Origin of the sequence: Methanosphaerula palustris E1-9c (assembly GCF_000021965.1) — an archaeon.
Lineage (GTDB): Archaea > Halobacteriota > Methanomicrobia > Methanomicrobiales > Methanospirillaceae > Methanosphaerula > Methanosphaerula palustris.
Genome location: NC_011832.1, coordinates 1,708,455 through 1,726,901 on the forward strand (window position 1 = coordinate 1,708,455; position 18,447 = coordinate 1,726,901).

14 protein-coding genes are annotated in these 18,447 nt (G+C 57.8%); 4 read left to right on the forward strand and 10 right to left on the reverse strand.

Features of this window, described 5'->3' with window-relative positions:
* Positions 1-225 precede the first annotated feature (225 nt).
* From MPAL_RS14535 to MPAL_RS08255, 10 genes are all read right to left on the reverse strand, one after another.
* Positions 226-2,571 (reverse strand): PAS domain-containing sensor histidine kinase, encoded by a 2,346-nt coding sequence (locus MPAL_RS14535; RefSeq protein WP_012618291.1) that lies wholly within the window; start codon positions 2,569-2,571, stop codon positions 226-228.
* 17 nt (positions 2,572-2,588) lie between these two features.
* Positions 2,589-2,933, reverse strand: coding sequence for a circadian clock KaiB family protein (locus MPAL_RS08215; RefSeq protein ID WP_012618292.1), 345 nt, complete (start codon positions 2,931-2,933; stop codon positions 2,589-2,591).
* The gene (locus MPAL_RS08220) at positions 2,933-3,244 is read right to left on the reverse strand and encodes a circadian clock KaiB family protein (protein ID WP_012618293.1); all 312 of its coding nucleotides are present in this window, start codon (positions 3,242-3,244) and stop codon (positions 2,933-2,935) included. Before MPAL_RS08220 ends, MPAL_RS08215 begins: the two co-directional genes overlap by 1 nt.
* Before the next feature lie 25 nt (positions 3,245-3,269).
* The gene (kaiC, locus tag MPAL_RS08225; protein WP_012618294.1) at positions 3,270-4,994 is read right to left on the reverse strand and encodes a circadian clock protein KaiC; all 1,725 of its coding nucleotides are present in this window, start codon (positions 4,992-4,994) and stop codon (positions 3,270-3,272) included.
* A gap of 178 nt (positions 4,995-5,172) precedes the next feature.
* Positions 5,173-6,036 (reverse strand): ABC transporter substrate-binding protein, encoded by an 864-nt coding sequence (locus tag MPAL_RS08230; protein WP_148208196.1) that lies wholly within the window; start codon positions 6,034-6,036, stop codon positions 5,173-5,175.
* 453 nt (positions 6,037-6,489) lie between these two features.
* Positions 6,490-7,191, reverse strand: a complete 702-nt coding sequence (locus tag MPAL_RS08235; RefSeq protein ID WP_012618296.1) for a PAS domain-containing protein — start codon at positions 7,189-7,191, stop codon at positions 6,490-6,492.
* A gap of 507 nt (positions 7,192-7,698) precedes the next feature.
* Positions 7,699-10,464, reverse strand: coding sequence for an ATP-dependent DNA helicase (locus MPAL_RS08240; RefSeq protein WP_012618297.1), 2,766 nt, complete (start codon positions 10,462-10,464; stop codon positions 7,699-7,701).
* 9 nt (positions 10,465-10,473) lie between these two features.
* Positions 10,474-13,053 (reverse strand): calcium-translocating P-type ATPase, PMCA-type, encoded by a 2,580-nt coding sequence (locus tag MPAL_RS08245; protein ID WP_012618298.1) that lies wholly within the window; start codon positions 13,051-13,053, stop codon positions 10,474-10,476.
* Positions 13,054-13,166: 113 nt separating this feature from the next.
* The gene (gene feoB, locus MPAL_RS08250) at positions 13,167-15,155 is read right to left on the reverse strand and encodes a ferrous iron transport protein B (RefSeq protein ID WP_012618299.1); all 1,989 of its coding nucleotides are present in this window, start codon (positions 15,153-15,155) and stop codon (positions 13,167-13,169) included.
* Positions 15,152-15,871, reverse strand: a complete 720-nt coding sequence (locus MPAL_RS08255) for a metal-dependent transcriptional regulator (protein ID WP_012618300.1) — start codon at positions 15,869-15,871, stop codon at positions 15,152-15,154. The genes feoB and MPAL_RS08255 overlap by 4 nt, the downstream gene beginning before the upstream one ends.
* A 207-nt stretch (positions 15,872-16,078) precedes the next feature.
* On the opposite strand from MPAL_RS08255, the gene MPAL_RS08260 reads away from it, so the two are divergent.
* The 4 genes from MPAL_RS08260 to nifU are packed head-to-tail and all read left to right on the forward strand — an operon-like array spanning position 16,079 to position 18,254.
* A complete protein-coding gene (locus MPAL_RS08260; RefSeq protein WP_012618301.1) occupies positions 16,079-16,321 on the forward strand; it encodes a sulfurtransferase TusA family protein in 243 nt (80 codons plus the stop codon).
* Positions 16,318-16,680 (forward strand): DsrE family protein, encoded by a 363-nt coding sequence (locus MPAL_RS08265; RefSeq protein WP_012618302.1) that lies wholly within the window; start codon positions 16,318-16,320, stop codon positions 16,678-16,680. The genes MPAL_RS08260 and MPAL_RS08265 overlap by 4 nt, the downstream gene beginning before the upstream one ends.
* 13 nt (positions 16,681-16,693) lie before the next feature.
* Positions 16,694-17,848 (forward strand): cysteine desulfurase family protein, encoded by a 1,155-nt coding sequence (locus MPAL_RS08270; RefSeq protein ID WP_012618303.1) that lies wholly within the window; start codon positions 16,694-16,696, stop codon positions 17,846-17,848.
* Positions 17,849-17,858: 10 nt separating this feature from the next.
* Positions 17,859-18,254, forward strand: a complete 396-nt coding sequence (gene nifU / locus MPAL_RS08275) for a Fe-S cluster assembly scaffold protein NifU (protein ID WP_012618304.1) — start codon at positions 17,859-17,861, stop codon at positions 18,252-18,254.
* The last annotated feature ends 193 nt before the right edge of the window (positions 18,255-18,447 follow it).

Consider the following 18,447-nt stretch of genomic DNA (forward strand, 5'->3'; position numbering starts at 1 on the left):
AAAACAGACAGGTATTTCTGTGGAAGGAAAGGGGGGCACACCCTCATGGCAGTTCTGTGTCCCTGAGATCTTTTCAGGGGTGACGCCTGATTGGTTCAGACGTGCTGAGTATGTCGACATCCAAATGGTCCGCAGCCCGACACCGTATCCGGCCTGATCGATGATCAATGGTACATCAGGGTCTCTACAAAATGAGCGAACTGCTGAGCCCCGGAAGATGTGACGTCATACATCCGTATCTCTCCCCTTAATGCTTTCTCCTGGCAGGGTGAAGTGAAATATGGACCCCTTACCGGGCGTGGACTCAACCCATATTTTTCCCCCATGTCGCGCGACGATCTTTCTGACGATCGCAAGCCCGATCCCGGTTCCTTCATACTCGTCCTTCGTCTGGAGCCGGCTGAACATCTCGAAGATCTGGTCGAAGTACTCAGGTTCGATCCCGATTCCGTTGTCCCTGACCGCGAACTCCCACCAACCGCCCTGACGAACGGCAGAGACCCAGACGACAACCGGTACCTCCGGCCGCCGGTACTTGATCGCATTCCCGATCAGGTTTGTAAAGACCTGCTCGAGCTGCGGTGGGTCGGCCATGACGATCGGCAGCGGATCGACGGTCACCACGGCACCGATCTCCAGGATCAGGGTTTCAAGCGAGCGAATAGTATCGGCGACCACCGTGCGAGCATCAGTCGGGGCGAACGATTGTACCTGTGTCTCTATCCGGGAGACCAGGAGCAGATCTTTGATCAGATTCTGCATCCGCACGCCACCATCGACGATGAATCGGATGTAATCATCGGCGTCCTTATCGAACTTTCCCCTATATCGGCGATCGAGGAGCTGGCTGAAGCTGACGATCGATCGCAGCGGCGCCTGCAGGTCGTGACTTGCGATGTACGCGAATCGTTGGAGCTCCTCGTTGCTCACCTGTAACCGTTCAGAGTAGATTTTCAGGGATTCCTCAATCTCTTTCCGTTTGGTGATGTCCCTGATGATCATCGTCGACATAATGGCGCCGTTCCGGTCTGTGAAGAGGGCCGAGGTCACCTCCCCCGGAAAGAGTGTCCCGTCCTTCCGTCGATACGTCAGTTCTCCACTGAACCGGCCGGTCCGGGCCCGTTCCTCGTAGGCGGCCGTGAATCTGGGATCTGATTCATCGATGAGCGAGGCCCGGCCGGCCTGTATCAGTTCCTCCTCGGTCATGCCGAAGATCTGAGAGGCCCCTGCATTGGCTGCAAGAATAGAGCCGTCTGGCAAGCTGAGCAGGACGGCATCGATGCTTTTCTCGACCAGGGAGCGATACCGATCCTCACTCTCAGCCAGCGCCTCCTCCGCCTGCTTTCGCTCGGTGATGTTATGGAACACCACGGCGACCCGACCCCCGCGGACCGGGAACGCGGCGATACGGTACCAGCGTCCAACCACAGGGAACGGCTCCTCGAACTGCATAGCTGCCCCTGTTCTGTGGACCTCAAGGAACCGGTCGAACCAGGGGAGGGTAAGCTCCGGACGGATCTTGAAGGCGGTCCATCCCGCGATCTCGGCGGCCGGCCGACCCAACTCCTGGGCGAGGGCTGCATTGACCTCGACCAGGCGGATGTCGATTGGTTTACCATCGGGGGAGTACACAGTCTCGCAGATCGCACAGGCATCGACCATGTTATCCATGAACGACCGCGCTTCCGCCTCGCTCTCGGCCAGGGCTCGCTCGATCGCCTTTCGTTCGCTGATATCGTGGCTTGTGCCGATCACTGCGACGAACTCACCATCCTCGTCGAAGACCGGTGCCTGGTTCACATGGATAGGAAAGAGATGGCCGTCGCGATGGTGAACCTGGAACTCGCCAGACCAGGCATTGCCGGAGCCGAGCTGCTCGGCCATACGATCGGCGTCGTCCTGCGACAGTTCGCGCACAACGGCCTCGTTCAGGCTCTGTCCCATCGCCTCGGCTTCTTTCCAGCCGTACGTCCGTGTGGCCGACCAGTTCCAGTAGATGATCCGGCCGGCAGGATCGGTTGCGATGACTGCGTCGGCGACGGCGTCGAGCATGCGGCTCTGGAGATGCAGACGGTCGTAGTCCTCCTTCCGGTCGCTGATCACGACGCTCAGCTTCGGCGACCCGTCCACCATGATCGGGGTCATCGAGACCAGCACGGGAAATGACCCGGCGCCACTGCAGACGAGCATTTCGCCCCTGCCCGGGCCGGTCAGGGACCTGGTGAGCAGTTCGTCGAAGCGACTCCGATCCCGGGGTGCGATATGATCGCGGAGAGAGGTGCCGATGATCGCAGAGAGACGCTGCCGGCGCATTGCGACGAAGGCCGTGTTGGCGTACAGGATCATTCCGGTCACCGTCAGGGTGAGGGCCCCCTCCTGGATCTTCTCGACAAGGACGCGGTACAGGTGGTCCGCCCCTTCCAGCGTGTAGATCTCCTTACGCCCCTCTTTCGAGACGACGATCGCGTCCACCTCGCCGGACTGAATCGCATCCAGCGTCTCTTCGAGTTCCCGGTTCCGGGAACGCAGGTCTTCGAGCTCCTGCCTGAGCCTCTCCATCTCCTGTTTCATAAGGGTCCTTCGCCTCCTCAGGTCTTTGGGATCAGGTCGAGCCCGATGAGCACCTTATCCTTCTCGGTCATATCTCCGATGACGCGTCTGAGCGGCAATGGCAGTCTCCTGATCAGGGTTGGAGCGGCAAGGACGAGGTCCTCGGGGATGGTGGTTAGGTCCTGATAGATATCGATCACCTCGAGCTCGCACCGGCCTTCCAGATACTCTTCACAGATCCTCTTCACGTTCTCGATGGCCGTCTGGGAGCGAGGCGAGTTCCCGGCAATATACAGACGGAGCACGAATGGACCCTCTCTTATTTCGTTGAGTTTCTGTTCGAAGTCTGCTGTCACGTCTCCGGGGATCTTCTCGTCGTTCATCAGCGCACCCTCTTCAGGTCGAGACCCACCAGCACCTTCTCTGTGTTGGAGAGGTCCCCGATGATCTTCTTTATCGGCGTCGGGAGATTCCTGATCAGGGTGGGGATCGCGATGATCTGATCCCCTTCGGCCAGCTGGGGGTTGACCAGGAGATCGATCACCTCGATCGTATACCTGCCCTTCAGATGCTCCTCGCAGATCCTCTTCAGATTCTCAAAAGCCGTCAGCGCCTTCGGGGTCTGGCCGGCGATGTACAGCCGGAGTCTCCAAAACTCATCGGAAGACGTCGCCTCCTGGTCGGGGGCCATCATAATCTTCCCCCTCTGCCTGCGCCGGTCATGATCGGTCCGCCTGACGCTCTGCAGCGAACGCCTCGCGGGCCTTCGTGGCGGCGTCCTCACGTGCCTGCTCCTGCTCGACGAGGATCGCAAGATCCTGCTCATCCCGGGCGAACCGCTCGTGAAGCACTGCGACCTCGTTCTCCATCTGGCGGCGTTTCTGTTCGAGTTCCCGCTTCCCGGCCTCGATAGTCTCGCGGTTCCGAGCCACCTCAGCCAGGTCCCGATTCTCCTGTGCGATCCTGGCCGAACCGAAGAGGACCCTGTCACCGCCCATATAGACATCGAGGAGTTCGATCCCCTGATCTGAGAGGACAAACTCCCTGAGCTGGTTCGAGTGGGGCATCCCCCGTGACTTTGCGATGGCGAACGTGCGGTTCCGCTCTCCTCCCCCCTCGACATTCTTGAGGAGGAGCCAGGTATCCATCAGGGAGGAGACATGCATCTGGGTGGTCTCCAGCGCCAACGACCCGGTCATCGAGGAGTCTGAGAGGTTCGTGAAGAGTCCGGTGATCCCGAGCGTCTTTGCATGATCGATCAGGCGCATCAGCATCGAACGGACCTGCAGGTCGTCGCCCACGGGGAAGAGATTCGAGATCGGGTCGACGACCAGGATCAGTGGGGAGACCTCCTCCATCAGTTTGAGCATCATCGAGAGGTGCATCTCCAGGCTGTACGCGGTCGGCCTGACTGCGTGGAACCGGAGGAGACCCTGCTCCACCCAGGGCGCCAGGTCGATCCCGATCGAACGCATGTTCCGCAGGAGCTGGCTCTCCGACTCCTCGAAGAGGAAGTACAGGCATCGTTCCCCCCGCCGGCACGCGGCATCGACGAAGGTGGAGGCCAGGCTGGTCTTGCCGGTCCCGGCCTGGCCGGAGACCAGGATCGAACTGCCGCGGTAGTACCCGAGGCCGCCCAGCATGGTATCGAGCCGCGGGATGCCGGTCGAGACCCGTTCGGTCGAGGCCGGATGATGGAGGGACATCGAGGTGATCGGCAGCACCGAGATCCCATCCTCGCTGATCAGGAACGGGTACTCGTCCGTGCCATGGACGCTCCCGCGGTACTTGACCACCCGGAGCCGCCTGGTCGCGATCTGATGGTTCACCTGGTGATCGAGGGTGATGACGCAGTCGGCCACATACTCCTCAAGCCCGTACTTGGTGATCGTCCGATCTCCACGTTCTCCGGTGATGACCGCCGTGACTCCCCGGTCCTTGAGCCAGAGAAAGAGCCGGCGGAGTTCTGAACGAAGGATCGCCTCGTTGGAGAAGCCTGAGAAGATCGCCTCGATCGTGTCGATGGCGATCCTCTTTGCGCCAACCCGGTCGATGAGCATTCCAAGGCGGATGAAGAGCCCTTCGAGGTCGTACTCGCCGGCCTCCTCGATCTCAGACCGGTCGATGAAAATGTGGTCGAGGACGATCTTCTTCTGCTCGATCAGGTCAAAAAGATCGAACCCCATCGACGCGAAGTTCTTCATGAGGTCGTCGACCTTCTCCTCAAAGGCGACGAAGACGCCCGGCTCGCCATGATCGACGATTCCACGAACCACGAACTCCATGGCAAAGAGCGTCTTACCGCATCCGGGACCCCCGCTGACCAGGATCGGCCGGCCCTTCGGCAGTCCGCCACCGGTAATCTCGTCAAGACCGCTGATCCCTGAAGGCACCTTCTCCAGTTCTGGTGCATTCGTTATCGTGATTCCTTTCTCACTCCTCAAAACTCACCGCCCCTGTTCCCGGATCCGTTCCGAGAAATGTTCAATGATACATCAGTAAAGATCCAGAATATTTAAAGATGCTCGATTTCTTATTTTCGACGTACCTCGCCGTCGAATAATAACTTAAAAAAAGTGGACAGATCATTTCCCTGCCCCCCAAAAAAATTGGGAGGACTGTTCAGTCCATGTTGTACTTTTTCAACAGTTCCTGCCACTTTGGCGAGTTCATCAACTGGTCAAGACCGGTATTGATCTTGTTCTGGAGTTCTGTGTCTTCCTTGCGGATTGCAACCCCGTACTCTTCGTGAGTGTCAACGGTGCCGATCTGCTTCAGCGGCATGTCCTTGATCAGGGTGTTCATCACTGGCTGATCGAACATTACGACATCGACGCGTTTGTTGGCGAGGTCGGCCAGGGCCAGCGAGACGCTGTCGTAGAGCTTCAGGTTGTCTGATGAGAGTGTGTTGTTCTTTACCAGGTTATCATCGATCCAGGAGTTGGCCGAGCTGCTCCGCTGGGTTCCGACGATGACCTTGCCCTTCTTGAAGTCATCCATGGTCAGGGTGGAGTCGTTCCGTCCGACGACTGACTGGTTCACGATCAGGTAGGTCTTGGAGAAGTTCACCTGTGCAGCCCGCTCAGGGGTCTTGGTCATGCCCGAGTAGACCATGTCGATCTTCTTCTGGAGCAGTGCCGGAATGATTCCGTCCCATGCCATCGGCTGGATCTTCACATTGAATCCCTGCTGCTGGGCGATCCACTGGATCGAGTCCACATCAAATCCGACGATCGTCCCATTGTCGGAGAAGGTGTACGGTTTGTTGTCCGCATCCACACCAACGATGTAGGTGACGTTGCCTGTCCCAGTGGTGTTGGTCACGTTGGTCACATCGGTCGTGCTGGTGACATTGGCCACCACGGTCGTGGCGTTGGTCTTCACTGCTGTACTGTTGTTGGTCGCCGGCGTTGTGCCGGTACACCCTGCTGAAGCGAGCACTGCCACCAGGATCACCAGGGTGAGCGCTCCATACCAGAACTTCATGTGGAAAAGATGCACTAACATCGTATTTTTATGTTGTGAAATGCGTATGATGCATCGAGGTTGAAGCGTTATACTCAATCTCTTGAGTTTGAGAGCCCGGGAACATTCTTGCTAACCAAAAAAAGTTAATGCGATTTTAATATCAATCGAATATCATATGAACCTCTTCGAGAGGAAGGTCTCCACCTCCTCATTCCCTCGACCCACCCGTCCTCTGGAAAATTCCAGAGCTCGCAGAATCGTTCACCCTTGCTGCGCGATCAGACGTAAGGTCGCGATCATCTCTATCTGGAGAGGGAATCATGCGGGATCTCCCACAGCCGAAACGCCGGGCTGGCTGACAGTCGGAGGAGAAGGTCATCCTGACAGACCTGGCCGGCAGGTTAACAGTAACCGACCGAATTGTAGAGATAAGCAATCACAGGTCATCTATACCACTTCCTTCAGGCGGTTTCAGGCATTTCTCATTACAATCTGTACCGCGGACCCGTTGTCCCAGAATATGGTTCCAAGAAACATCCCGATAGACATTTCACTCCCGTCCTGCCTGATAAGTTGAACTGTGTCAATGTCCATCCGTGCACCGAGTGCAGCTTGGGCAACCCGCTCCAGGAACAGCTTCCGAAACCCAGGATCGATCATATCGATAATGTCACGGCCAATCAGATCATCCTTACGATCAGACCCGAGCAACCGGATGCCGGCAGGATTTATATATGCAATTCTCCCCTGCTGGTATACAATAATTCCTTCTGGCAGCCATTCGATGAGATGCCGGTATCGCTCTTCGTTCATAGCGAGACATTCGACATTCGATACATAATTTTCGATGAAAATTGATGTTACAATTAAGATCAGCGCGAAGAAGACCCGGTCGATGAGCGCGTATTCTATCGAGATATCACGCGGCGACATGAAGAGACTTACAGCCATGATGAGAATAAACACGCCAGTCATCACAAGTGGAGCATACTTCCAGCTGAGGTACACGGTCAGGAACAGGGGGATGAGATAAAGGATCCAGATCATCACGCCCAGTGGTGTGATGACGTCGATGACGAATATGAGTGCAGTTGCGAGAATTATATATGCGACAATGCGAAAGAAATCATCCCTCCGTTGAATCGGCCATATGAGTCCACTCGTGTCTACCATACATGAACCTGTCGGATTATTATATATAAAATTGGTGGAAACTCAAGGATGGTCACACCCTCAGACCCTACGATCTTCTTATAAAGAACTCTGATATAGCAACCACAGAACTCATCCCAAACTCTCAATAGTCCCCTTTCTAGAAGTAATACATAGGATTCGCATAACAAAGTGGAAAGGCACCACACTCGTTTTGTGATCTGATGTTTACTTTGGAGAGTTTAAGATACCACAGATCTAAAGTATCGATCTTTTAACAGGTCATAATTTATCGTGCAAATGCAGGAATGCCATTCATCATTCTCCCGGTCAGCGATGGCAAAAACCGTTCGACGAGTTCGGGCATGGAAAATGGATTGCTGTGACCAGATTGAGGCATGAAATATGAACTTCAAAATCGTAGGGGAGATCTTTGATCCTCCAGACGAAAATGACACCTGACAAGAGTTCCTCCAACATCGACGCCCACCATGAGACTGCAAACCCGATTCTGTCCCATCATCCTCCCTAACAATCATCCGTCTTCACCGTGTGAAGTTCTGCAGCACACGCTTCAGTCTCGTCGCAGAGGCAGTGCCAATCGCAGTTCGCGCACCGATCTGCTGCCGGCCGTCGGGGGAACTCCTGGTTCTGGATCCCGACAATCATCCTCTCCACGGCAGTTTGCGCCTCGGCGAGTGCTGCCGGCCCCACCGCCACCTCAGTGATCGAACCGGTATCGAAGTGATAGATCGTCGCCTTGTGTACCTCGTGACCAAGCGACCGGGCAGCCAGAGCATAGACCTGGAGCTGCCGCTCGACATCGGGACGAAACGAGGCCTCCCCCTCCTCAGTCAGTTTGAAGTCTCGGAGTTCAACCCCGCCGTCACCATCGCCGAGCATGAGGTCCATCGCCCCGTTCACCACGCCATTCCCAACAGCGAACGAGAACGGCAGCTCGATACCGGCGATCCGGGCGAAGTCATGGCTGTTCTGTTCCACGTAGCGAAGGGTCTGCCTGGCGACGATCCCCTGCACCCGCTCGGTCGTCCCCGCCGGGGCGAAGCGGAGGAGCAGGTGCTCATCGACCAGATCCGGGATCTCTGCGGGATCGAACGTTCCTCTGACTATCTGTGTATGCACGGCTGCAAGCACCGAGTGGACGGCCCGCCCGAAACCCAGTTCCTCCCTGGGCATCGGATCGAACCCGTAGAGGTGCCGGAGTTTGTAGTCGAACGGACAGTGGGCATAATACCGAAGGGCCGACCAGCTCGTCTCAATCCGGGCCGGCGATCGATCCGATATTGGAGTAGCAGTATGGCTGGTCTCCCCGCCCTTGGCTGGGCAAGGAAAGCGATCGACGACATGGTCACGGGGGTATTCAGAGAAGAAGGTCGACGGTTCTGCAGGAGGAAGGTCCCCGGATCTTTGCCGATGGCCGGAGAGGAAGAGGTACTTCTCGCTCCGGGTGATGCCAACATAGAAGAGCCGTCGCTCGTCTTCAAGGCTGGTGGTATACCGATCTCGGTCGAAGAGGGGCGACGGCACAAACCAGACCGCCCGGTCCGGCCGGTCCGAGGGGAACTCGCCGGTGTTCAGTCGGGGGATGAAGACGACCGGGAACTGGAGGCCCTTGGCCTTGTGGAGTGTGGTGACGGTCACCGCATCCGGGAGGAGTTCCTCCCCTGCCCCGCCCTCCTCAGCCTGTTTCATCGCATGCTCCTGAATGTACTCCAGGAAACGGTGGATCTCCATCGTAGTTATCAGAGGATACTGGTGCTCGAATGCAGAGACCAGTTGCGAGAGATTGCCGAGGTTGTAATACCAGACCTCAGGGAAAGGGGTCCGATCACCCCCCATGGCCTGCACCACCCGGTGGAAGAGCGTCTGCAGACTGAATGACTCGCTTCGATCGATCTCCCGCTTCAGGTCCGTCATCAATTTCAGGAACAATGCACAGTCGGCCGCCTCCCCATAACCAAGCGCCAGGTATGCCTCCTCGAGGAGGGGGAGGTGCACTGGAACCGGGCTTCTGAGGGGATAGGGGTATTCACCGAGGAAGGCGAGGGCCTGCATCACGATCACGACCTCAGGCCGTTCAAAGAGCCGACCTCCCCTGACGACGAAGGGGATCCCGGCCCTCTCCAGAGCGGAGATGAGAGAACGGGCATACACCCGGACAGAACGCATCAACACCGCCATGTCACGATAGGAGAGTGTTCGCTCTTCGCCCTGATTATTGATATACTCCCGACCCAGGAGTGCCTGGATCTGCCCGACGATCCCTGCCACTTCCTCTTCTTCATCGTCGAAGAAGCAGGTGGCGATGTCGCCCTCCTCGGTCTGCCCCAACCCCTCGGGCCAGGGCTCCATCATCTTGGGCAGCCTGAGTTCATTTCGATCGATCACCCGGGATGCGGCACTGATGATCCCCGGGGTCGACCGGAAGTTCTGCTGGATACGGACGGTCGTGACGTCGGGGTACCGGGTGCCGAACGAGATGATATTCTCATAGTTCGAGCCCCGCCAGTGGTAGATACACTGGTCGTCATCGCCGACGACGGAGAGGTTCCCGGTGCTGCCGACCATCAGGCGTATCAGTTCCTCCTGAAGAGTGTTGATGTCCTGGTACTCGTCGACGATCAGGTACCGGACCCGTCCCCTCTCACGGGCGAGCAGGGCGGGGTCCTCTTCGAGCGCCTCGACATAATGGGCAATCATCCCGGTGAAGTCGATGTAATGGTCTGCTTGAAGGTGGTCGAGGTAGGCGCGGTAACACTCGCAGAAGGGCAAACCAAGACCGGCCGGATCGATTCGCTCGTCCCTGACCAGATCGGCATTCCTGCAGAAGTCATGGATGATTTCATACCGCGACGGCTCGCGGCGCCGGTCCTGGTAATGGACGAGGAGGTCCTCGAAACCGAAGTCATGGTAGTAACGGGAACAGAAGAGCGGCCGCATATCATCGTCGAGCAGGTCGAAGGATCGGTACCTCGGCAGAACCTCTTTCAGTCGCTGATCGCAGTAAGCATGGATGGTGCCGACAGAGAGGCCGGCCAGGTCAGGTTCCCCCGGGACCAGTGTCTGCAGGTGGAGACGGAGGCGATCGGCCATCTCCGCTGCAGCCCGGTCAGTGAAGGTGAAGGCAACGATAGATCGTGGATCCACGCCCCCGGCGACGAGACCCGCGATGCGCCGGGTGATCGTCTCGGTCTTACCCGAGCCGGCACAGGCGATCACCTGCAGGTTTCCGTCGCGAAACGCGATCGCCCGTTTCTGCTCAGGGGTCAGCATGGATAATCGTCATTTCGGGGAAAGATAAACGTTATGGACTTGGTACCCAAAGCGGAGCAGAGCTCCGACCACCAGCACCGAGGCCGACGCCACGCCAGTCCGCACCCACAGTTCCAGGGAGAGGGGGACGGTCTCAAAGAATACACCGCCGTACTGGACGATCAGCACCTGGACGGCGACGATGAAGATGGTCACCGCAAAGAAGGTCGGGTTGCCCCGGAAGAAGGGGGGCATCTTTCCGTCGAGGGCCCTGCAGTTGATCCCGTTCCAGACCGCAACGAAGATGAACGCGGCGAAGAAGACCGTGCCGATCTCCGTCGGCGTCGAGCCGCCCAGAAAACCAGTGGCCAGTTGAAGCAGACCGCCGACGATCAGGAAGAGGCCGGTGACAGCGATCGAGAGCCACATGAACGGTGTGACGATTGGGGCGTCATGTGAGATCGGCTGGTTGTTCATCAGTTCTGGATGGGGGGCCTCGGAACAGAGGGCGAAGGCTGCGAGCGTATCCATGATCAGGTTGATCCAGAGCACCTGGATGATGGTGAAGGGTTCCGGTAACCCGAGGAGCGGGGCGGTGAAGATCAGGATACAGGCACTGAAGTTGAGGGTCAGCTGGAAGAGGACAAAACGCTGGATGTTCTCGTAGAGCGACCGACCCCACCAGACAGCGCTGGTTATCGTGGCGAACGAATCGTCGAGGAGAATGATGTCGCTCGCCTCCCGCGCCACCTCGGTGCCGGCGATCCCCATGGCCAGCCCCACATCGGCATGCTTGAGCGCCGGAGCGTCGTTGGTGCCGTCACCGGTGACAGCGACGACGGCCCCGGTCTTCTGGAGGGCAGAAACGAGCAGCAGTTTGTCGAGGGGTTCCGCCCTGGCCATCACGTCCAGTTCATCTGCAGCCCCGACCTGCTCGTCGGGCGGGAGAGAACGGAACGCTTCACCGGTCATGACCGTCCCACCCTGCAGAATCCCCGCCTCCGCTGCGATGGCCCGAGCCGTCTCGGCATTATCCCCGGTGACCATCCGGACCCGGATGCCGGCCCGCTGGCAGGTGGCGACCGATTCTGCGATCTTATCCCTGAGATGGTCGCGTATCCCGACGTACCCATCCCAGATCAACCCGGTCTCGGCCTCGTCATCGTCGATGATCTCCCTGTGGGCAAACGCAAGCGTCCTCATCGCCCGGGATGCGAGGGCATGCACCTCGTCAAGGTCCGGGCTCTCTGTGCAGAGCGATGCCAGCACCTCCGGTGCACCCTTCACCAGAAGCCAGGACCGGCCGTCCTGGGAGATGACGGTGGACATCCGTTTCCGTCTCCCGTCGAAGAGGTGTTGCCTGATGATATCGGTCTCTCTCCGGATCTGGAGATAATCGAGCGCATGCTCCCGAAGCCACCGGAGAAGCGCCCCCTCGGTGGAGTTCCCGATGACGATCACCCGGTCGTCCCGCTCCTCGAGATATGCCGTCCCATTCACCGCGGCATTGAGCGTGATCCATTCGGCCCGCGTCTCCGGGAATCGTCCGGCGTGAACCGGCCTGTTGATCGATGCTTCGATCACCACCATCTGGTTCATGGTCAGCGTACCGGTCTTGTCAGTGCAGATGGTCGTAGCGGAACCGATCGTCTCACAGGCGATCAGCCGGCGAACCAGGCAGTTCGCCTTCGCCATCTTCCGCATCGCCAGCGAAAGGGAGAGGGCGACGCTCATCGGCAGTCCTTCGGGGACTGCGGCGACGACGATCACGACGGCGAGCATCACGTCATGGAGGATGACATCAACTGTGGTTATGGTCAGCCCGGTGATCTCACCGAGGATGATACCGCGGACGAGCAGGGTGCAGAAGATCAAAACGGCCATTCCGTACCCGAAAGAGCTGATGATGCGGGCGAGCGCTTCCAGCTTCTGTTCGAGCGGTGTCAGGGTCGCATGATCGATCCCCAGCGAAGCGGCGATCACGCCCATCTCTGCCGAGTCCCCGACCGCCCCTGCGATCATCCTACCCTTGCCAGCGGTGACCAGCGCCCCTTTCAACAGGCGATCCTGCACCCCTTTCGCGACCGGTTCGGTCTCACCGGTGAAGGCCGATTCGTCGGAGGTGAGATCGTCGGTTGAGACCACCCAGCCATCGGCCGGTATCCCGTCGCCGGCCTCAAGCAGGACCAGGTCCCCGACCACGATCTCGCGGGAAGGTACTGATACAGGGTGGCCGTCTCGGACTGCCTTGATCGCCAGGTCGTCGCGGTGTGCATTGAGCAGCTCGAACTCTTTACTGCTCCGGTACTCATTGAGAAATGCGATCAGGGTCGAGAGGAGGACCGCGATGACGATCCCGATGGTGTCCAGCAGTCCCTCTCCTCTGATGATGGAGACGAGGGCGGAGAGGGCGACAGCGAAGAGAAGGATCTTGATGATGGGGTCGTCATACTTTCGGAGGTACTGTCTCCAGAGCGGCTCCCGGGGAGGAGGGGTGATCGTGTTGACCCCGTACTTCCGGCGCATCTCCTCGACACGGGAGAGAGGCAGACCCTGATCGCCGGTGATGGACACCAGTTCTTCGTACGGGGCCAGGACAGGGGTTCTCATCTGCTCCCCTTCATAGACCAGCGTGGATTGGTATACATAGTTACCAGTCTGTCTGGTTTCGCGGTCAGACCTGATAGGTCTTGTGAGGGAGGCGGGGGCTGGAGCACCACCCCTCACATAAACAGTCCGAGCGCCCGATACGCGAGCCCGCCGAGCACAATGGCCAGCACGATTTCGGTTCCGGTTATGGCGAGGGCCCGTCTCCACCCGAACTCCGAGGCCAGTGCGAAGATGGCGGAGATACAGGGAATGTAGAGCATCGAGACGAGGGCCAGCACGATCAGCTGCACCGGGGACATGATGGTGGCAAAGTTCGTCGTTCCAAAGATCACGGCGAGTGTCAGGATCGTCAGTTCCTTTCTGACGATCCCGAAGATGAGCGTGATCCCGACGACCGCCGGCAGCCCGAGCCAGAGGGTGGTGATCGGGGCGAGCAGGGCGTTCACCGGGTCGAGGAGGCCGGCTGCATAGAACCCCTGGAGCACGGCACTGCCGATGATGTAGGCCGGAAAGACAACCCAGATCAGCGACTTGGTCCTGGCCCAGGTCTGCTTCAGCACCACCCGAAGCGACGGGACATGGTAGTCCGGCATCTCCATGATCAGCCCGACCGACTCACCGGGCACCGCCTTGAAGGCCACCCTTCCGACCACGAGGATCAGGAGGATATCGAACGCATAGAGGGCGAGTGCCCACCAGATGTTTACGAACGCAGCCACCAACCCGAGGATCACGACTGTCCGGGCTGTGCACGGGACGAGGGTCACGAGAAACGCCGCAAGCAGTTTCTGTTTCGGGGACTCCATGATCCGGCAGGAGTAGATGGCAGGGACATTGCACCCGTAGCCGAGGATCAGCGGGATGATGGCCTTGCCGTGCAGTCCGATTTTGTGCATTCCCCGGTCAAGCATCACCGAGATGCGGGTCAGGTACCCGGAATCCTCGATCACTGCGAGGATCAGGTAGAACGGGAGGACGTAAGGAATGATCAGGGTCACTCCTGCCAGAAACCCTGTGAAGACGCCATTCCAGAGGATGTCGGTAAACGGGCCGGTGATCACCGGCTCGTACTGTTCGAACTGGGTGAGGAACGAAGTGATGAACGCTGAGACCGGTGCTCCGATCAGGAATGTCCAGACCAGGAGACCGCCGATCACCCCGACGACCCCGAAATACCCGAGGATCGGGTGGAGAGCAATCTGATCGATTTTATCAGTCAGGCTCTTCTTTTGAGGGCCGTCCTGCGGCATCTGCACCGTGATCACTTCCGCTGCGATCCGATCTGCAATCTGGTACCGCTCGGCGGTGATCACCACTGAAACAGGCTCTCCATGGATCGCTTCGATCTCTCCTGCCAGCCGGTCTGCTTCCTGAACAATGGAAGGATCCTGAACACTGACGATCCGGACCATGTCCGGGTCGCGTTCGAGCAGTTTAATCGCAGTCCACCTGGTTGGATACGGAGTCGAGACCGGATGTAACAGGGAGACGATCCGGGCTATTCGCTCCTCGATCTCCCTTCCATAAAAGAGGACCGGGGGGACCGGCCGATCGTGCACCAGATCGAGGATCGCATCGGTGAGCGGTGAGATCCCTTTCCCTCTTATAGCCACAGTCGGCACCACGGGAACGCCGAGTATTGATGAGAGTTTCTCCACATCGATGGTCAGTCCTTTCTTCTCTGCAAGATCGATCTGATTGACCGCGATCATAAGGGGCGGTGCCAGTTCCATCAACTGAATCGTAAAGAAGAGGTTCCGTTCTAGAGCCGAGGCATCGATCACATTGACGACCGCATCAGGGTGTTCGAGGGCGATGAACTCCCGCGAAACAAGTTCTTCCATCGAGTAGGTGGAGAACGAGTAGATGCCCGGTAGATCGATCACCCGGATCCGGTGCCCCTTATGCACCAAAAGCCCCTCTGCTCGCTCGACGGTCTTACCTGGCCAGTTCCCGATGATCTGGTCGACGCCGGTCAGTTGATTGAAGGTTGCACTCTTCCCAACATTTGCATTCCCGGCGAGGGCTACTGTATATGCTGCATCCTTTACGCTGGTGATACCTTTAGGTGAACAACCCTTGCAGCCTCCACAGCCGCTCATTCCTTTTCTGCCCCCGGTGCATCAACAAAAATCTTCTCAGCAATGGTATGATCGATAGCCAGTTTGGTCCTCCGGACAAAGACCTCGACAGGTCCTTCCCTTGGAGTTCTCCGAGTTACAGCTACGCTGGTTCCAAGGGTGAGCCCTAGATCGGAGAGACGCTGGACGACTTTCTGATCCCCACGGATGAAGGCGATCCGACCCTGCTGGTCAGTGCCCAGATCTGTGATTGGGATGACATTTCTGTTTCGGGGGGAAACCTGCGTCGCCCATTCAGTCGCAGCTGTGCATTCGGTACAATTCCCTACCTCCCTGTTGCAGGGACTGATCGGGCTTCCATGGGGGCACCGAGCAGGGGCTTCAAGTAGCCGGCAGAGGGCGTCTTCGGTCTCCCCAGAGATAGTGTGTTCCATCCTGCAGGCCTCGTCATGGACCTTCTCCCGGTTGATATGGAGAATATCAGTCAGGAACACCTCGAGGAGCCGGTGGCGACGTTTGATGGTCGTTGCAATCGTTCTTCCATCCCCGGTCAGGGTTGCTCCCCGGTAGGGTTCGTACCTGACAAGCCCTCGCTCTGAAAGATTCTTCAGTGCCTCGGTCACACTTGCCGGCGCTACATTCAGACAGTGAGCGATCGCCGTCGTCTTCGCTGACCCGTCCCTGTTCTCAAGGTCATAGATAGTTTCGAGGTATTCCTCGATCTGTTCCTGTGCCATCGTACCAGTTATTTAGGTCACCCTAAATATATATTTATTTAGGTCGTACTAAAGGGACTCCCCCCATCAAGTGTGAGTTAGTGTGAGTTCTGAACCGTGCACCCCTACCAATCCGATATATTTTTACCTATCCCGGGATAGTAGGGGAATTAGACCCATCCAATTGGGAGAAAATGATCAATCTGTCCTGTTAGGGAGGGAACGGTTATGTCAAATGAGATTCTGGCGGATGCTGAACTGGATTGTGTTGGCTTCTTCTGCCCGATGCCGATTTCGATGACCAAAGAGGAGATCGATAAGATTGGGGTCGGCCAGGTGCTGAAGATGGAGGCCGATGATCCGGCAGCGGAGGAGGATATTCTCCGCTGGGCGAAGAGAACCGGACATGAAGTGGTCAAATTCGAAAAGATCGGAGGGGTGATGACCTTTTACATCAGGAGGGGGAAATGACATCTAAAATTCTGTATGTGCAGACCAGCGGACCTGAAACGCCGGAACGACTCTATTCGCCTTTTATTCTAGGGAGCACGGCACGGTCGATGGAAGTCGAAGCGAGCATATTCTTTATGATCAAGGGGATTCTGGTCATGAAGAAAGGAGAGGCGGCGAAGATCCAGATCGGGTCGTTTCCACGTCTGGACCAAGTGATCGAACAGGCAGCAGCGGCTGGCGTGCACTTTTATGTCTGTGAGCAGAGTACCCAGTTGTTGGGGATACCCAGGGGCGAATTCATCGAGCAGGCCACGATCGGTGGGGCGGCGACACTGAACGATCTCGCACTGGATGCAGATGCTGTCCTCACCTTCTGAAGAGGGAGAGGCCATGAAGCAGATATATCTCGACCATGCGTCCGCATCTCCCGTCGACCCGCGGGTGGTCGCGTTCGCTGTACCATTTCTCTCTGAGGATTACGGCAACCCGTCCACACTCTATGTGAAGGGCCTTGACGCCAGGAGAGCGCTGGAGAGTGCACGGGGAAAGGTCGCCTCCCTCATCAATGCGGAGAGCCCGGCCACCATCATCTTCACCGGCAGCGCCACCGAGTCCAACAACCTGGCCATCCGGGGAACCGCGCTGCGGAACAGGCAGGCCGGGCAGAAGGTGGTTTCGAGCGTCATCGAACATATTTCTGTCCTAAACCCGATGAAGGAACTCCAGAAGAGCGGGTACCACTATGAGACGGTACCGGTCGACGCCAGCGGGATCGTCGATCTTGAAACACTGGCAGACCGGGTGACGAAGGAGACCGTGGTGACCTCCATCAACTATGCCAATGATGAGATCGGCACGATCGAACCGATTCGTGAGATCAGCGAGATCGTGCATGAGCGGGGGCAGTACCTGCACGTAAATGCGACAGCGGCGGCCGGCAAGATCTCGATCGATGTCCAGAAGGACGGGGTCGACCTGCTGACTCTCTCCTCCAATGATCTCGCTGGTCCACGAGGGGCAGCAGCCCTCTACATCCGGAGAGGGGTGAAGGTGCAGACGATCCTTCCCGGCGGGGGGCAGGAGAATGGGATCAGGTCGGGGACCGAAAACCTCTTCGCCATCGCCGGGATGGGGGAGGCGGCCGTCATCGCAGGAGAGGAGATGGCAGCGGAACGAGAACGGCTGCAGCAGATCGCGAGTCTATACCGCCAGGAGATCCTCACCATTCCGGACTCGTACCTGACCGGCCACCCGACCGAGCGATTGCCGGGTCACCTCAGTTTCCGGTTCAGCCGGATCGAAGGGGAGAGTATTCTGCTGAACCTCGACACGGCCTACAACATCCAGGTCGCGACCGGCTCGGCCTGCAGTTCGCGGACGCTAGAGCCGTCGCATGTACTGCTGGCCATCGGCCTCAAGCATGAAGAGGCGCACGGATCGATGATCATGACCCTCGGGAGGTCGACGCTGGGGGAGGACATCCCGTATGTGGTGGACGCAGTGAAGAAGACGGTCGACCGCCTCCGGGAGATCACCGCGATGTAAGGAGGAGAAAATGGAAGACGTACCACAGATCGGATATACCGAGAAAGTGATGGACCATTTCATGCACCCGCGAAATGTGGGGGCTGTGGCCGATCCGGACGGGGTCGGTCAGGTGGGCAACCCCGTCTGCGGGGACCTGATGGAGGTATCCATCAAGGTGGAGAAGGATGTGATCACGGACATCAAGTTCAAAACATTTGGATGCGGATCGGCTATCGCAACCGCGAGCATGGTGACCGAACTGGCCAAGGGGAAGACCCTCGATGAGGCAGAGAAGATCAGCCGGCAGGATGTGGCTGATGAACTCGATGGGCTGCCGCCGCGGAAAATGCACTGCTCCAACCTCGCAGCAGATGCACTGCACAAGGCGATAGAGGATTATCGGAAGAAGACAGAAACTGGCTGATCCGGTCATTGGCCGTGATCATCTCTTACCATGGAGGGATAAAACAATACCGATAGTTATCACTCCTGAAATTACCATTTTTATAATAAAATATCCCCTCTAAAAAAACCTATTCTACAAATGAGTGGATATCACAATGGCAGGGACTGGCTCATATGCCAATCCTCTTTCCCGAAAAACTCGATAAAATAGC

What these genes read in the sequence shown, in the direction of transcription:
- MPAL_RS14535 (WP_012618291.1), bottom strand. Translation starts at nt 2,571, where the DNA reads ATGAAACAGGAGATGGAGAGGCTCAGGCAGGAGCTCGAAGACCTGCGT.
- MPAL_RS08215 (WP_012618292.1), bottom strand. Translation starts at nt 2,933, where the DNA reads ATGAACGACGAGAAGATCCCCGGAGACGTGACAGCAGACTTCGAACAG.
- MPAL_RS08220 (WP_012618293.1), bottom strand. Translation starts at nt 3,244, where the DNA reads ATGATGGCCCCCGACCAGGAGGCGACGTCTTCCGATGAGTTTTGGAGA.
- MPAL_RS08230 (WP_148208196.1), bottom strand. Translation starts at nt 6,036, where the DNA reads ATGAAGTTCTGGTATGGAGCGCTCACCCTGGTGATCCTGGTGGCAGTG.
- MPAL_RS08235 (WP_012618296.1), bottom strand. Translation starts at nt 7,191, where the DNA reads ATGGTAGACACGAGTGGACTCATATGGCCGATTCAACGGAGGGATGAT.
- MPAL_RS08240 (WP_012618297.1), bottom strand. Translation starts at nt 10,464, where the DNA reads ATGCTGACCCCTGAGCAGAAACGGGCGATCGCGTTTCGCGACGGAAAC.
- MPAL_RS08245 (WP_012618298.1), bottom strand. Translation starts at nt 13,053, where the DNA reads ATGAGAACCCCTGTCCTGGCCCCGTACGAAGAACTGGTGTCCATCACC.
- feoB (WP_012618299.1), bottom strand. Translation starts at nt 15,155, where the DNA reads ATGAGCGGCTGTGGAGGCTGCAAGGGTTGTTCACCTAAAGGTATCACC.
- MPAL_RS08255 (WP_012618300.1), bottom strand. Translation starts at nt 15,871, where the DNA reads ATGGCACAGGAACAGATCGAGGAATACCTCGAAACTATCTATGACCTT.
- MPAL_RS08260 (WP_012618301.1), top strand. Translation starts at nt 16,079, where the DNA reads ATGTCAAATGAGATTCTGGCGGATGCTGAACTGGATTGTGTTGGCTTC.
- MPAL_RS08265 (WP_012618302.1), top strand. Translation starts at nt 16,318, where the DNA reads ATGACATCTAAAATTCTGTATGTGCAGACCAGCGGACCTGAAACGCCG.
- MPAL_RS08270 (WP_012618303.1), top strand. Translation starts at nt 16,694, where the DNA reads ATGAAGCAGATATATCTCGACCATGCGTCCGCATCTCCCGTCGACCCG.
- nifU (WP_012618304.1), top strand. Translation starts at nt 17,859, where the DNA reads ATGGAAGACGTACCACAGATCGGATATACCGAGAAAGTGATGGACCAT.